This is a genomic window from Micromonospora sp. NPDC049529, from assembly GCF_055586685.1.
Map to the genome: position 1 here is coordinate 60763 of NZ_JBVJHT010000002.1, position 15319 is coordinate 76081.

At 72.8% G+C, this 15319-nt stretch carries 11 protein-coding genes and 2 pseudogenes; 6 read left to right on the forward strand and 7 right to left on the reverse strand.

Features of this window, described 5'->3' with window-relative positions; genetic code table 11:
* The first annotated feature begins 46 nt into the window (after positions 1-46).
* Positions 47-1507: a MocR-like transcription factor YczR gene (gene yczR / locus ACZ6QQ_RS03050; RefSeq protein WP_465873867.1), complete on the forward strand. Its 1461-nt coding sequence runs from the start codon at positions 47-49 to the stop codon at positions 1505-1507.
* A gap of 111 nt (positions 1508-1618) precedes the next feature.
* Here the strand turns inward: yczR and ACZ6QQ_RS03055 are convergent, their stop codons facing one another.
* Positions 1619-3445 carry an AMP-dependent synthetase/ligase gene (locus tag ACZ6QQ_RS03055; protein ID WP_465873868.1) on the reverse strand — a complete coding sequence of 609 codons (1827 nt, stop codon included), beginning with the start codon at positions 3443-3445 and terminating at the stop codon, positions 1619-1621.
* A gap of 250 nt (positions 3446-3695) precedes the next feature.
* Here ACZ6QQ_RS03055 and ACZ6QQ_RS03060 point away from each other — a divergent pair, with 250 nt between their 5' ends.
* Positions 3696-4925 (forward strand): S8 family peptidase, encoded by a 1230-nt coding sequence (locus tag ACZ6QQ_RS03060; protein ID WP_465873870.1) that lies wholly within the window; start codon positions 3696-3698, stop codon positions 4923-4925.
* Positions 4926-5056: 131 nt separating this feature from the next.
* On the opposite strand, the gene ACZ6QQ_RS03065 is transcribed toward ACZ6QQ_RS03060, so the two are convergent.
* The 3 genes from ACZ6QQ_RS03065 to ACZ6QQ_RS03075 all read right to left on the reverse strand — a co-directional run bounded on the left by ACZ6QQ_RS03065 (position 5057) and on the right by ACZ6QQ_RS03075 (position 7716).
* Positions 5057-5581, reverse strand: coding sequence for a PepSY domain-containing protein (locus tag ACZ6QQ_RS03065; protein ID WP_465873872.1), 525 nt, complete (start codon positions 5579-5581; stop codon positions 5057-5059).
* A gap of 81 nt (positions 5582-5662) precedes the next feature.
* Positions 5663-6991 carry a sensor histidine kinase gene (locus ACZ6QQ_RS03070; protein WP_465873874.1) on the reverse strand — a complete coding sequence of 443 codons (1329 nt, stop codon included), beginning with the start codon at positions 6989-6991 and terminating at the stop codon, positions 5663-5665.
* Positions 6988-7716 (reverse strand): response regulator transcription factor, encoded by a 729-nt coding sequence (locus ACZ6QQ_RS03075; protein ID WP_465873876.1) that lies wholly within the window; start codon positions 7714-7716, stop codon positions 6988-6990. The genes ACZ6QQ_RS03070 and ACZ6QQ_RS03075 overlap by 4 nt, the downstream gene beginning before the upstream one ends.
* Before the next feature lie 112 nt (positions 7717-7828).
* Between ACZ6QQ_RS03075 and ACZ6QQ_RS03080 the strand changes: the two genes are divergently transcribed.
* Positions 7829-8344 carry a septum formation initiator gene (locus ACZ6QQ_RS03080; RefSeq protein WP_465873878.1) on the forward strand — a complete coding sequence of 172 codons (516 nt, stop codon included), beginning with the start codon at positions 7829-7831 and terminating at the stop codon, positions 8342-8344.
* Positions 8345-8361: 17 nt separating this feature from the next.
* Here the strand turns inward: ACZ6QQ_RS03080 and ACZ6QQ_RS03085 are convergent, their stop codons facing one another.
* Positions 8362-9315, reverse strand: a complete 954-nt coding sequence (locus ACZ6QQ_RS03085) for a terpene synthase family protein (RefSeq protein ID WP_465873880.1) — start codon at positions 9313-9315, stop codon at positions 8362-8364.
* A gap of 551 nt (positions 9316-9866) precedes the next feature.
* Complete coding sequence (locus tag ACZ6QQ_RS03090; protein ID WP_465873881.1) at positions 9867-10496, reverse strand: TIGR03085 family metal-binding protein; 630 nt, start codon at positions 10494-10496, stop codon at positions 9867-9869.
* 162 nt (positions 10497-10658) lie between these two features.
* On the opposite strand from ACZ6QQ_RS03090, the pseudogene ACZ6QQ_RS03095 reads away from it, so the two are divergent.
* From ACZ6QQ_RS03095 to ACZ6QQ_RS03105, 3 genes and pseudogenes are all read left to right on the forward strand, one after another.
* Positions 10659-11774, forward strand: a pseudogene (locus ACZ6QQ_RS03095) (ABC transporter transmembrane domain-containing protein); the annotation flags it as partial.
* Between the two features lie 114 nt (positions 11775-11888).
* A pseudogene (locus ACZ6QQ_RS03100) lies at positions 11889-12710 on the forward strand (ABC transporter ATP-binding protein); the annotation flags it as partial.
* Positions 12707-14512: an ABC transporter ATP-binding protein gene (locus ACZ6QQ_RS03105; RefSeq protein WP_465873883.1), complete on the forward strand. Its 1806-nt coding sequence runs from the start codon at positions 12707-12709 to the stop codon at positions 14510-14512. The pseudogene ACZ6QQ_RS03100 and the gene ACZ6QQ_RS03105, both read left to right, overlap by 4 nt.
* Positions 14513-14672: 160 nt before the next feature.
* On the opposite strand, the gene rpsD is transcribed toward ACZ6QQ_RS03105, so the two are convergent.
* The gene (gene rpsD, locus ACZ6QQ_RS03110) at positions 14673-15284 is read right to left on the reverse strand and encodes a 30S ribosomal protein S4 (RefSeq protein ID WP_465873884.1); all 612 of its coding nucleotides are present in this window, start codon (positions 15282-15284) and stop codon (positions 14673-14675) included.
* Positions 15285-15319: the final 35 nt, after the last annotated feature.

A 15319-nucleotide genomic window follows, 5' to 3' on the forward strand; every position in this document is an offset into this window, starting at 1 on the left:
GTACCAATTCAACGGCCGGAAGAGAGCCAATTGAGGGTGGGTGGCCATGACGGTGCTGGTACGTGGCACACAATTGGCTCGGCTCCTGGGGCAGTGGCACTCGTTGCCGGGCCGGCGGCGCAGCCCCGACTACCTCGCCCTCGCCAGCGCCATACGCGGACTGCTCGCCGACGGGCGGCTGGCGCTGGGCGTACGGCTGCCGGCCGAACGTGAACTGGCCGAGGCGCTGCTGGTCAGCCGGACCACGGTCACCGCGGCGTACCGGGAGTTGCGCGAGAGCGGCCACCTGAACAGCCGGCGCGGCGCCGGAAGCTGGACCATGCTCCCCGGTGGACATCGGGTCGCCAGCTCCGGTCTCTGGACCCCGCAGGACGACCTCGACATGATCGACCTGGGCTGCGCCGCGCTCGCCGCGCCGGCCGAGCTGGTCCCGGCCGCCCGCGCCGCCGCCGAGGACCTGCCCCGCTACCTCGGCGGCGCCGGTTACCACCCGACCGGCATCATCGAGCTGCGCGAGGCGATCGCGGGCGAGTACACCGCCCGGGGACTGCCGACCAGCGCCGAGCAGATCATGGTGACCAGCGGCACCCAGCACGCGCTCGACCTGGTGCTCCGGCTGACCCTGCCGACCGGCGGCAGCGTACTGGTCGAGTCACCGACCTATCCGAACGCGCTGGCCGCGCTCGCCGCGCGGCGGGCCCGCATCGCCACCCACGGCCTGGCGCCGGGCGGTGCCGGCTGGGACGACGAACTGCTGCTCAGCGCGTTGCGTCAGAGCCGGCCCCGACTGGCCTACCTGATCCCGGAGTTCCAGAACCCGACCGGGCACCTGATGTCGGCCGACCTGCGCGAGCGGGTGGTCGCCGCGGCCCACGCCGGCGGCACCGACCTGGTCGCCGACGAGTCCTTCGTGGACCTGTCGCTGACCGGTGCCCCGATGCCACCGCCGGTCGCCGTCTTCGACCGGCACTCCCGGGTGATCTCGATCGGCGGCATGAGCAAGCCCTACTGGGGCGGCCTGCGGATCGGCTGGGTACGCGCCTCGGCACCCCAGGTGCAGCGGCTGGCCGCCGCGCGGGTCGGGGTCGACATGGCCAGCCCGGTGCTGGACCAGCTGGTCGCCGTACGCCTGCTCGCCGACGCCGCGACGATCGTGCCCGCCCGGCGGATCCAGTTGGCCGAGCAGCGCGACGCCCTGCTCGCGGCCCTGCGTGACGCGTTGCCGGACTGGCAGGTGACGGTGCCGCAGGGCGGGGTGACGCTCTGGGCGGAGCTGGACGGGCCGATTTCCAGCGCACTGTCCCGCGCCGCCGAGGGGGTGGGCGTACGGCTGGCGCCCGGACCCCGGTTCGGGCTGGACGGCACCCTGGAGCGTTTCCTCCGGCTGCCGTTCACCCTGCCCGCCGCCGACCTGGTCGAGGCGGTGCACCGGATCGCCGCAGTCCGCTACGACCTGGACCGCTCCGTGTCCCGTCCACAGTGGCGGGAACCGGCGGTCATCGCATAAGGAACGCGACCGACGGGCCCGAGTCAGGGGCTGCTCGGCGGGCGGGGTGCGCCACCGGTCGGGCAGCCCCTGATCGGCCTCGGCCGGGGGAGCGGCCGAGGCGGTGTGGGGTCAGATCTCGGCGAGGGTGCCCTCGTACAACCGGTCGATCTCGGCGGCGAAGTTGGCCTCCACGCCGCGACGCTTGATCTTCAGTGAGGGGGTCAGCTCGCCGTCCTCGATGGTCAGGTCACGGGTGAGGATGGTGACCTTCTTGATGGTCTCCCAGCGGTTGAGCTTGCCGTTGAGCTCCTTGACGTACCCGTCGACCATGGCGCGGGCCTCGGCCGAGGCGACGATCTCGGCGTACGGCTTACCGGCCAGCGGGCCGCCGACGGCCCAGCCGGCGATCGCGTCCGGGTCCAGGGTGACCAGCATGACGCAGTAGTTGCGGGCCTGGCCGATCACCACCGCCTGCGAGGTGTACGGGCAGAGCGCCTTGAACAGACCCTCGATGTGCGACGGTGCGATGTACTTGCCGCCGGACGTCTTGACCAGGTCCTTCTTCCGGTCGGTGATCCTCAGGTAGCCCTGGTCGTCGAGGGTGCCGATGTCTCCGGTGCGGAAGAAGCCGTCCTCGGTGAAGGCGGCGGCGGTCTCCCCGGGCAGGTTGTGGTAGCCGCGCATCACCGGGGCGCCGCGCAGCAGCACCTCGCCGTCGGCGTCGATCTTGCATTCGAGGTCGCCGAGGCGCTGGCCCACCGTACCGATCCGCAGGTGGCCGGGCCGGTTGACGAAGTTGCCCGCGCTGGTCTCGGTCAGTCCGTAGCCCTCCGAGATCGGCAGGTTGGCGGCGGCGAAGAACGCGCCGATCTCCGGGCTCAGCGGGGCGGCACCGGAGACCAGCACCCGGATCCGCCCGCCGAGTCGGGCCTGGAGCTTGCTGAAGACCAGCTTCTCCGCCAGCCGGTACCGGAACGCCAGCCCGCCGGGCACCGGGTGACCGGCCTGCTCCAGCCGGACCTTCTCCTTGCCGGTCCGGACCGCCCAGGCGAAGATCTTCGCCTTGGCGCCGCCACCGGACTGCGCCGTGGTCACCGCCTTGTTGTAGACCTTCTCGAAGACCCGGGGCGCACCGCACATCAGCGTCGGCCGGACCACGGAGAGCAGTTCGACCAGCTTGTCCACCCGCCCGTCGACGTAGGTCCGCAGGCCGACGTGGATCACGCCGCAGATCAGCGTCTTGCCGAACGAGTGCGACAGCGGCAGCCAGAGGTACTGCAGGTCCTCCGGCTTGAGTAGCTCGAACTCTCCCTGGCGTACGCCCTCCCAGACCCAACCGGCGTGCAGCAGCTCGACGCCCTTCGGTCGTCCGGTGGTGCCCGAGGTGTAGATCAGGGTGGCCAGGTCGTCCCCGTTGATCTCGGCCACGATCCGCTCGATCAGCTCGGGGTCCTGGTCGAGCACCTGCGTACCCCGGATCTCCAGGTCGGCGAGGGTGAGCTGGGGCACGGCTGCGGCCGGGTCGGCCTCGCCGTCGACGAGCACGACGTGGGTCAGCGCGGGCAGGTCCGCCCCGGCGATCTTGCCGGCCTGGGTGGCGTTCTCCGCGATCAGCACCCGCGAGCCGGAGTCGGCCACGATGAAGCTCGCGTCCTCCGGCTCGGTGGTCGGGTAGACCGTGGTGGTCGCGCCGCCCGCGCACATGATGCCGAGGTCGGCGACGACCCAGTCGAGGCGGGTGTTGGACAGGATGGCGACCCGGTCCTCCCGTCCGACGCCGAGTTCACGCAGGCCGGCGGCGACCGCCTTGGCCCGCTGGCCGACCTGGGACCAGGTCAACCAGGCCGGCCCGGAGTCGTCCGGCGCGGGGTAGCCGAACGCCTGCCGGTCGGGGGTGGCGGCGACGCGCTGGAGGAACATGTCGGGGACGGACCGGTACGGGAGGTCGAAAGCCATGAGGGGGTCAGCCTTCCGAATATGGGTGCGTGACGGGCATCACGTTAAATGTTGGTTACTAGACAGTATTGCGTGGGGTCCGGCCTCGGCTACCCCCGGAGCGACCGGGGCGATCAATGGCCGAACGTCCGGTCCCCCGATGGTCCGGACGGCGCATGGTATGAGGATTTCGATATAGAGCGGCGCTGATTTTTCTACATAGGCTGACCTCGATCAGTCCAGGATCGGACGATCAGGGAGGAGTCGGAAGATGACACGTGCGGACTTGCGCTACGCGCGCCGGCTGGCGCTCGGGATCTTCATCGCGTCGGCCACCGCCGCGGTAGCCACCACCAGCCCGGCCATCGCCGCACCGGCAACCGGCGAGGTGCGCCTCGCCGGCACCCCGAACGCGGTCGCGGGCAGCTACATCGTCGTCCTCAAGGACGGTGCCGTCGGCGCCGCGGCCGGCACGGCACGCGCCGCCACGGCGGTGCCGACCAAGGCCGGCGAACTCGCCGACAAGTACGGCGGCAGCGTCGCCCAGGTGTACGGAGCCGCCCTCAACGGCTTCGAGGCCCGGCTGAGCGCCAAGGCGGCCCAGCGCCTCGCCGCCCACCCCGACGTCGCGTACGTCGAGCAGGACCAGGTGGTGTCGATCAACGCCACCCAGACCAACCCGCCCTCCTGGGGGCTGGACCGGATCGACCAGCGCGCCCTCCCGCTGAACCGGTCGTACACGTACCCGAACACGGCCAGCAACGTGCGGGCGTACATCATCGACACCGGCATCCGGTTCTCCCACAACGACTTCGGCGGGCGGGCCACCAGCGGCTACGACGCGGTCGACGGCGGGTCGGCCGACGACTGCAACGGGCACGGCACGCACGTCGCCGGCACCGTCGGCGGCAGCGCGTACGGCGTGGCCAAGGCGGTCCGGCTGGTCGGCGTACGGGTGCTCAACTGCTCCGGCAGCGGCACCAACGCGGGCGTCATCGCCGGCGTCAACTGGGTCACCCAGAACGCGGTCAAGCCCGCGGTGGCGAACATGAGCCTCGGTGGCGGCGCCAGCAGCGCCCTGGACAACGCGGTGGCCAGCTCGATCAGCTCCGGCGTGACGTACGCCCTGGCGGCCGGCAACTCCAGCGCCAACGCCTGCAACTCCTCGCCGGCCCGTACCGCCTCGGCGATCACCGTCGGCGCCACCACCAGCACCGACGCGCGGGCGTCGTACTCGAACTTCGGCACCTGCCTGGACATCTTCGCGCCGGGCTCGTCGATCACCTCGGCCTGGTACACCAGCAACACCGCGACCAACAGCATCAGCGGTACGTCGATGGCGGCGCCGCACGTGGCCGGCGCGGCGGCCCTGGTGCTCTCGGCCAACCCGTCCTACACGCCGACCCAGGTGCGCAACTACCTCTACGACAACGCGACCCAGAACGTCGTCACCAGCCCCGGCAGCGGCTCGCCGAACCGGCTGCTCTTCGTCGTCAACTGACGTCGCGGTCGACCGATCTTCTCTCCGTCGACCGACCGTACGATCCGGTGCCCGGCCCGGCATCCCCCGAGGGGAGCCGAGCCGGGCACCGGCCGTCACGTCACCGTGACCGGGCGACGGGCGAAACGACGTCAGTCGTCGTCCCGGTCGTCGTTGTCGTCATCGTCGTCGTTCTTGCCGTTCTTGTCGTCGTCGGAGTCGACCGGTTCCTCCTCGGCCTGCACGATCTCCCCGTTGACCGCGTCGACGTCCACCTCGTACTCGGTCCGGTCCCTGGTGATCTCGATGCTCCAGACCTCCCGGTCGTGCTCCCGCTCCCGTTCCACCTCGGTCACCTGACCACCCCCGGACCGGCCGAGCGCGATCTCGGTGGCCCGGTCACGGCCGATCTCCCCGGCCCCGGCCGGGGTGCCGCTCGGGGCACCGCTCGGGACACCGGTCGGGCTCGCCGCCGGGCTGCCGGACGGATCCGTCGTCGGGGCCGAGGTCGGCGTACCGCCGGGGGTGCCGCCCGGTGTTTCGGTCGGCATCGCGATCGCGGGCACGGTCGCGGTCGTCCGGCTGTTGTCCGCCCCGGCGGCGGCCACCCCGATCCCGGTGCCCACGACGGCGGCGACCGCACCACCGGTGATCACGATCAACATCTTGCGGTTCACGGCGAACCTCCTCGTCCTGGTTGTCCCCAGAGGTTCGCCCGGCGGTGGATAGCGGCGCGCTGCGTGAGTGCTAAGCCGAGGTTAAGGTCGCGGACCGGCCGCGCCGGGTGCCGCCGGTGGCCGGGGCGGGCCGAGGTCGACCGCCACCCGCGCCCCGCCGTCCGGGCCGGCGGAAAGCCGCAGCCGACCACCGCTGACCTCCGCCGCCCGGCGGGCGATGTCCAGGCCGAGCCCGGTCGACCCGGCGGAACTCGTACCCCGCCGGAGCAGTGCGGCCGGCTGCACCAGCGCCACCGGCAGGCCGGGTCCCTCGTCGGTCACCGTCAGCCGGGCGCCGCCACCCGGTCGCGCGGTCAGGCCGACGGCGAAACCGGTCCCGTCCGGGGTGTGCGCGAACACGTTGCCCAGCAACGCGTCCACCACCGCGCCCAGCTCGTCGGCGGCCAGCCCCACCGGCAGCGGCCCGTCGGCCAGGCCGAGGTCGATCGAGCGACCGGTGTCCTCGGCGAGCACCGACCAGAACGCCACCCGGTCCCGGACCACCCCGGCCGCGTCGCAGGCGTCCCCGACCACGCTCCCGCCCCGCCGCCGGGCCTGCCTGATCAGCCCGGTGACGGCCCGTTCCAGGGCATCCACCTGGGCGGTGATCCGCTCGGCGTCACCCGGCCCGGCCAGCGACTCGGACTCCAGCCGGAGCGCGGTCAACGGCGTACGCAGCCGGTGCGACAGGTCCGCGACCTGCTCGCGTTCCTCCCGGAGCAGTTCCTGGATCCGCCCGGCGAGGTGGTTGAGCGCACCGGCGACCTTCCGCAGCTCCGGCGGGCCGGCCGGTTCCGCCCGCGCGTCCAGATCCGCGGCGGCCAACCGGTGCGAGACGGTGGCCAGCTCGGTGATCGGCACGATCAGGGAGCGGGCCAGCCGGTCGGCCACGAAGAGCCCGAGCAGCAGCAGCGCGACGCCGAGCCCGGCGAGCACCAGCCAGGCCCGGTGCACCCCACGGATCAGCTCGGCCTCCGGCACGAAGGTGCGGATCACCGCCACCCCGTCCGGCCGACCGGCCACGGCGACCAGGATCTCCCGGCCCCCGTCGACGTCCACGGTCAGGCTCGCGCCCCGCGACGCCAACCGCACCCCGTCGCTGCGGGGTGCCGACGTGCCCAGCACCGTGCCGTCGGGCAGGAAGACGGTGACCGGGCGGCCGGTGGCGACCATCGTCTGCTCGGCGCCCCGGCGCAGCTCCTCCGGCCCGGCGCTGCCGGCGAACGGGACCAGCCCCTGCACGTCCACACTGGCCGCCACCACCGCCCGGTCCCGGGCGACCGTCCGCAGCAGCAGCGCCAGCGGCACCAGGAAGGCGAGCAGCACCAGGCACATCGTGGCGGCGACCAGCAGCGCCAGCCGCCGCCTCACCGCTCCTCCGGTGGGCCGTCGAGCCGGACTGCGCCCCGATCCTCCGGTGGGGCGTCGAGGCGGATCCCGACCCCGCGCACGGTGTGCAGGTAACGCGGCGAGTCGGCGGTCTCCCCGAGCTTGCGGCGCAGCCAGGACAGATGCACGTCGACGGTCTTGTCGGCGCCGCCGTACGGCACCTGCCAGACCTGGGTGAGCAGTTCCCGCTTGCTCACCACCTGACCGGCCCGACCGGCGAGGTAGTGCAGCAGGTCGAACTCGCGCGGGGTCAGCTCCACCGGCGTACCGGCCAGGCTGATCCGGCGGGCCGACGGGTCCACCCGCAGCCCGCCGACGACCAGCACGGCGGCCGCCTCCGACAGGCCGGGGCCGCGCCGGAGCACCGCCCGGATCCGGGCGTCGAGCTGCGCGGCGGTGAACGGTTTGACCACGTAGTCATCGGCGCCCGCGTCGAGCCCCCGGACGATCTCGGCCTCGTCGTCCCGCGCGGTCGCGATGATCACCGCGACGGTGCTCACCGCGCGCAGCATCCGGAGCAGTTCCAGGCCGTCCAGATCGGGCAGGCCGAGGTCGAGCACCACCAGGTCCGGCCGGTCCTCCAGCGCGGTCTGTAACCCGGTCATCGCGGTGCTCGCGGCGGCGACCGCGTGGCCGCGTTCGCGCAGCGCGCGCAGCAACGGGGTACGGATCGCCGGATCGTCCTCGACGAGTAGTAGACGGGCCACACCAGGCACGTTATCCGCCCGGTACACCCGATCGAGGGTTCCCGAGCCGGCTTAACCGTCCGTTAGGACTCGCCGGCCCCACTCTTAACGATCGGCGGGGCATAGTCGGGGGATGGCTCGACGTACTCTGCTCGCCGTCGCCGGGTGGCTGGTCGCCGCGGCTGCCGCCACCGGCACCGGGCTCGCCGCCGTGGAGCTGATCGGCACCGAGCTGACCGGCCCGGCCGGTGAGGTGCGCAGCGCCGACGAGGTGGCCAGGGCGCTGTCCGCGCCGGCCCGTACGCCGCTGCCGCCCGACGGCACCGCCGGGTTGCCGACGGCGCCGGACGACCCGGACGGGTTGCCGACGACGCCGACCGTCGGCCCGTCCGGAACCGCCACGACCGCCCCGTCCGGGGCGAGTCGCGTGCTGTCCACCCCCGGCGGCACCGTCGTCGCGCAGTGCCGGGGCCGCGACGTGTGGCTGGCCTCCTGGGCGCCGGCCCAGGGGTACGCCGCCAGCGAGGTGGAGCGAGGTCCCGACGACGACGCCGAGGTGACCTTCGCCAACTCCACCAGGAAGATCGAGGTGCGGATCCGGTGCGAGGCCGGCCAGCCGGTCGAGTCCTGGAGCCTGGACGACGACTGACGGCCGGCCCCGCGTCGTCAGGCGTACCGGGTGGCGTGCAGGGACCAGTCGTAGGTGGCCCGGATCCAGTCCCGGCGTCCCGCCACGAACCGGGCGACCGCCGGCTCGGCACCGTCGAGCACCAGTTCCTCCAACCGCAGGTACGCGTCGAGTCCGTGGTTGAACCGCCCGGCCGCGTCGGCGAGTGCGGTCTGCTCGTCCTGCCCGGTCTCCCGGGCGATCACCATGGTCAGGTTGTGCCCGTCCTGCTCCAGCCGGCGCTCCTTGCCGTACGAGAAGACGTCGTTGCACCAGCAGACCAGGTCGGCGGCCCAGCGGTCGAGTGCGGACAGTCGCGGATCGGCGAGCGCGGCCGCCCCCGGCCGGGCGTCGCGGGCGTGGTCGGTCAGCGTGAAGCTGGGATGTACGGCACCGGTGTGCCGCCGCATCTGGATGTACTCGTCGACGGCCGGCACCCGGTGGTGTTCCCGGTTCGCGGCCTCCCAGAGCAGGGCGAGCAGGTAGTCGCGGAACCGGGCGGCGAAGCGCACCAGCAGGTCGGGGCGATCGCTTCGGCGCAGCCGTAGGCACAGGTCGTGCAGTCCCGCGCCGGTGGGACCGGCGGCGGCGAGTACCGCCGGTGGCGGCGGCTCTCCGAGCAGGTCGAGTACGTCGAGCAGCCGGCTCACCACCGGCGACAGCCGGCCCGGATCGGCGCCCAGGCCGTCGTCGTCGCACGCGTCGTCGAAGGCGAACAGCCAGGTCACCAGGTCGGTGAGCAGGTCGAGCCGATCCGGGTCCGCGTCCGGGCAGGCCCGCCCGGCGAGGTCACCGGCGTTCGCCCGGTCGAGTCGCCGGGCAGCGTCGGAGGTCACGATCAGGCCGAGTTCGGCCGCCCACCGGGCGGACCGGGCGGCGGACTCGGCGGCGTGCGGGTTGAGACGCGCCGGAAACGGCGGCACGATGAGTGCCGCCGCGGCGAAGGACCGCATGTTGCCCCCTGTCGCACGGGGCCCACCGCGACTGGCGGCGGTCGGGCGTGGAGACGCCCACGGCACTCTGGCCACCGTCCACGGAGGACGGACCGGCCGGGCGAGCGAGCGCGGCCGGGCACCAGCGGGGGTGTGCCGGTGAACGCCTCCCGCCACCCAACCGCTCGTGAGCCGCCGCATCGGGTCCGCGCCGTTGAAGGTTGTCGAGAGGTGGACCGGACGCCACGGCCGCCGAGCGGTACGCGGTATCCGGCAGAGGTGCGCGATGAAGCCTACGGCCACCGGGCGTCCCGCGGGTTACCGGATCCGGTGCAACTTGCGCGCGGGCGACGAACCGCCGGCCCCCTGCGGCCACCGGTCAGCACCGAGCGCCAACCGGCCCCCGCTCCCCGCCCCTCCCCGCCCCTCCCCGCCGTCGATCTAGGGCAAATGGTGGTGATCGGAGATCAACACACATGTATTTGCCCTAGATCGACGGGAGGGGTACGTCGCCCGAGGGGGCGGTGGGGGGGTGGGGGGTGGGGGGGGGTGGGGGGTGGGGGGGTGGGGGGTCAGTTGCCGAGTTTGGTGGTCCGGAGCTGCTCGGTCAGGGGGGTTGGGCCGGTCAGTTGGACCCTCGCCACCCGCTGCCGGCCCATCAGGAACAGCGCCAGTTCGCTGGGGGCACCCACCACGCGCAGCGATTCACCGCCGGCTCCGGCGGGGCGCTCGCCGTGACCGGGGGCCTGGACGAGCAGCGCGGCCGGGAACCGGCGCAGTGCCATCCGGGCCATCAACGGCACCTGCTTCCAGACCGCCGCCTGGTGGCCGGGGGACAACTCGCGGGGCTGCCAGTCCGGCTGGGCCCGGCGTACGTCCTCGTGGTGCACGAAAAATTCGAGACCGTTGACCAGCTCGTTGACGAGCGGGTTGGTCAGCAGGCCCCACCGGGGTGGGCGGCGCAGCCGGGCGATCAGGTCGGCGTACGGCTCGGCGGCCATCTGCTGCAACAGCCGCTCGGTGCGCCCGCCCAACGCCGGGATCACGAGTCCGGCCGAGGCGTCCGGTCGCCGTTCCCGGAGCACCAGGTGGGCGGCGAGGTGCCGGGTCTGCCAACCCTCGTTGATGGTCGGCGCGTCCGGGCCGAGCCTGAGCAGGAGGTCGGCGAGCGACTGGCGTTCCGAATCGGCGTACCGGGGCATGTTGTCGATCGTAGGCGTGATCGGTTCGGTCGGCTCGGGCGGCGGACGGCCGGCTCGGGTGACGATTGCTGTGACAGCAGACACAATCGGACCCAGATCGTCACCGACCCCCCAGATCGGTAAGGATGGGGAGGACAGGCGTGGCTTACGGCGGGGGAGCGAGTGGCGACCAGGACAAGTCGGGATGTACCCGGGCGGGGACTGCGGATTCTCGGCTGGGCGATTCGTGAGGAACCGCGGATCTTCGCCGTCGCGGTCAGCGGCAGCGTGCTCTTCGGGCTGGTCACCATCGCCAGCGCGTACGTCGTCGGGGCGATCGTCGGGAACGTGGTGGTCCCGTCGATCACCGACGGGCGGGCCGACGCCGGGCTGGTCGCGCTCGCCGCCGCCGCCCTGGTCGCGGTCAGCCTGTTCAAGGTGCTGGGCGTCTTCGGGCGCCGGATCGCCGCCGGTTACATGCAGTACCGGCTCCAGGCCACGTACCGGCGCCGGGTCACCCGCCGCTACCTGGACCTGCCGCTGTCCTGGCACCACCGGCACGCCACCGGAACCCTGCTGTCCAACGCCAACTCCGACGTCGAGGCCGCCTGGTACCCGATCGCGCCGCTGCCGTTCGCCGTCGGCACGCTGGTGATGCTGGTCGCCGCGATCGGCTCGCTGTTCCTCACCGACTGGGTGCTGGCCATGGTCGGCATGGCGATCTTCCCGGCCCTGTTCGCACTCAACGTCGTCTACTCCCGCCGGATGGCCCCCCGCCAGACCCGCGCCCAGCAACTGCGGGCCGAGGTCAGCGCGATCGCGCACGAGAGCTTCGACGGCGCCCTGGTGGTCAAGACCATGGGCCGGGAGGCGCAGGAGACCGAACGGTTCGCCCTCCGGGCCGGCGAACTGCGCGACGCGCTGATCTCCGTCGGCCGGCTGCGCGGCGTCTTCGACCCGATGCTCGACACCCTGCCCAGCCTCGGCACCCTGGCCGTGCTGCTGATCGGGGCGTTCCGGCTGCGCCAGGGCGCGGTCACCGTCACCGAACTGGTCAGCGTCGCGTTCCTGTTCACCGTGCTGGCCTTCCCGGTCCGCGCGATCGGCTGGGTGCTCGCCGAACTGCCGCGCAGCGTCGCCGGCTGGGACCGGCTCCAACGGGTCCTCACCGCCACCGGCGACATGCCGTACGGGCAGACGGTGCTCGACCGGCGCGACAACGGCCCCGCCACCCTCGCCTTCGACCGGGTCGGGTTCGGCTACGAACCCCCGGACTGGGCCGACTCGGGTCTCGGCGGCCCGACCGGTGCCGCCGATCCGGGCGGCCCGACCGACCCGGCCCGCGCCACCGCCCCGACCGACCCCGCCCCGGCCACCGGTGTGCTCCCGCCGGAGCAGGTGCGCTCGGCCCGGATCCCGGTGCTGCACGACGTCTCGTTCACCGTCCCGCCCGGTCGCACCGTCGCCCTGGTCGGACCGACCGGGTCGGGCAAGTCGACGATCGTGTCGCTGGCCGTACGGCTGGTCGACCCGCAGTCCGGGACGGTCGCCCTGGACGACGTCGACGTACGGGACCTGACCTCGGCCTCGCTCACCGACACCGTCGCCCTGGTGGCGCAGGTGCCGTTCGTCTTCGACGACACGGTCCGGGCCAACATCACCCTCGACCGGCCCGGCATCGAGGACGAGGACGTCTGGGCGGCACTGCGGCTGGCCGAGGCGGACGGGTTCGTCTCCGCGCTGCCCGACGGGCTGGACACCAGGGTCGGCGAACGCGGCACCTCGCTCTCCGGCGGGCAACGCCAGCGGCTCACCCTGGCCCGCGCGCTCGCCGGCCGCCCGCGCCTGCTGGTCCTCGACGACGCCACCAGCGCGGTCGACCCCCGGGTCGAGGCCGCCATCCTGGCCGCGCTCAGCCGGGGCGGGCCGCCGACCGGTGCCGACGGGGCCACCGGCCCGGCCGCCTCGATCCTGGTGGTGGCGTACCGGCGGGCCACCATCGCCCTGGCCGACGAGGTCATCTACGTGGAACAGGGCCGGGTCCTGGCCCGGGGCACCCACCCCGAACTGCTGGCGACCGTGCCCGGCTACGCCGACCTGGTCACCGCCTACGAGAAGGCCGAGGCCGAACGGGAGCGGGAGAAGGCGTACGTGGACGAACCGCTCGACCCCGATCCGCCGGCCGGTGCCGGTGTGCGTACCGCCGACGACGACGTCAACGAGGTGGTGGCATGAGCACCGACACGGCGACCGCCACCGGCGCCATCGGCGCCACCGAACGGACCGAGGGCACCTGGCGTACGTTGCGCCGCGGCCTGGCGCTCTCACCCGAGCTGCGTACCGGTCTCGCCGGCACGCTCGCCTTCGCCCTGGTGTCGATGATCGGCCGGGCTGCCGTACCGGTCGCGATCCAGCAGGGCATCGACCGGGGCCTGCGCGCGCCCGGCGGCCCGGACCTCGGCGTGGTCGGCGTGGTGGTGGCGGTGACCGCCGTGGTGCTGGCGCTGACCACGGTCTGCGGTTACCTGATGATGCGCCGGCTGTTCACGGTGAGCGAGACGGCCCTGGCCGGCGTACGCACCCGCGCGTTCCGGCACGTGCACGACCTGTCGATGCTGCACCAGCAGTCGGAACGGCGCGGCTCGCTGGTCTCCCGGGTCACCAGCGACGTCGACCAGATCACCCAGTTCCTCCAGTGGGGCGGCGTGATCCTGCTGGTCAGCGTCGGCCAGGTGATCGTGACCGCGATCGTGATGGCGGTCTACTCGTGGCAGTTGACGCTGGTGGTGTTCGCCGCGTTCATCCCCGCCGTGCTGGTCATCCGGGCCTTCCAGAAGCGACTGGCGCAGGTCTTCGGGGTGGTCCGGGAGCGGATGGGCACCCTGCTCGGCGCGATCGCGGAGAGCGTCGTCGGCGCGTCGGTGATCCGCGCGTACGGCGTCTCCGGCCGCACCGCCAAGCGGATCGACGAGGCCATCGCCGGGCAGCGCACCGCCCAGCAGAAGGCGATCCGGACCAGCGTCGTCAGCTTCTCCACCGGCGAGATCTCGGCCGGGCTGGCGTTGGCCGCGGTGGTCGTGCTCGGGGTCAAGCTGGGCGTCGACGGGACGCTCAGCATCGGCCAGCTCACCGCGTTCCTGTTCCTCGTCACGCTCTTCATCCAGCCGGTGCAGATCGCCACCGAGGTGCTCAACGAGGCGCAGAACGCGGTCGCCGGCTGGCGCCGGGTGCTCGACGTACTCGACCTGGCCCCGGACGTGGCCGACCCCGGTGAGCAGGGCGTCGACCTGCCCCAGGGGCCGATCGAGGTACGGTTCGCGCAGATCGGCTTCGCCTATCCGGGCGGCCCGCCGGTGCTCTCCGACATCACCGTGGACATCCCGGCGAAGAGCCGGGTCGCCGTGGTGGGCGAGACCGGCAGCGGCAAGACCACCTTCGCCAAGCTGCTCACCCGCCTGATGGACCCGACCACCGGTACGGTGCTGCTCTCCGGCGCCCCGCTGGACCGGGTGCGGTTCTCGTCGCTGCGCAGCCGGGTGGTGATGGTGCCGCAGGACGGCTTCCTGTTCGACTCCACCGTGGCGGAGAACGTCCGCTTCGGCCGTCCGGGCTGCTCGGACGCGGAGCTGGCGGCCACCTTCGCCGAACTCGGCCTCACCGACTGGGTCGACGGGCTGCCGGACGGGCTGCACACCCGGGTCGGCGAGCGCGGCGAGGCGCTGAGCGTGGGGGAGCGGCAGCTGGTGGCGCTGGCTCGGGCGTACGTGGCCGACCCGGACCTGCTGGTGCTGGACGAGGCGACCAGCGCGGTGGACCCGGCGACCGAGGTACGCCTGCAACGCACCCTGGACGCGGTGACCCGGGGCCGGACCACCGTGGCGATCGCCCACCGCCTCTCCACCGCCCAGGCGGCGGACGAGGTGATCGTGGTCGACCGGGGCCGGATCGTCCAACGCGGCCCCCACGACGACCTGATCCTCGACCCCACCTCCACCTACGCCCTCCTCTACGCCTCCTGGCTAGAACAAACCCGCTGACCCGCCACCCGCCACCCGCCACCCGCCACCCGCCGCCCGCCGCCCGAAACAGTGTTGATCTAGGGCATATGGTGGTGAGTTGATCTCTGCACGCCACCATATGCCCTAGATCGATGGTGCGGGATGCGTGGGGGCGGGATGGGAGGGGCGGGGCGGGGGGTCAGCGGGAGTAGAACTCGACGACCAGTTGCTCGTCGCAGATGACCGGGATCTCGCGGCGCAGCGGCGGGCGGATCAGGGTGACCGTGAGGTCGGTGAGGCTGGTCGACAGGTACGGAGCGGTCGGTCCGGAGCCGGACTGCGCGCCGGTGGCGGCGAGTTGGAACGGCGGCTTGTGCAGGCTGCGCTCGCGTACCCGGATGGTCTGGCCGGGGCGCAGCCGGTAGGACGGGCGGTCGACCTTGACCCCGTCGACGGCGAAGTGCCCGTGCGCGACGAGTTGCCGGGCCTGGTAGACGGTGCGGGCCAGGCCGGCCCGGTGCACCACCGCGTCGAGGCGTCGTTCCAGCAGCGTCACCAGGTTCTCGCCGGTCTTGCCGTCGAGTCGTACGGCGTCGTCGAAGGCCCGCCGCAGCTGCGTCTCGCTGACGTTGTACTGGTGCCGCAGGCGCTGCTTCTCCAGCAGTCGTACCTGGTAGTCCGAGGTCTTGCGGCGCGACCGGCCGTGTACGCCGGGCGGGTAGGGCCGGCGCTCGAAGTACTTCACGCACTTCGCGGTGAGCGGGATGCCGAGGGCGCGGGAAATTCGGACCTTGGGTCTTGCCTGGTTCACGTGGACGTCTCCCGGGTTAGTAGGTTAGCCTGCCC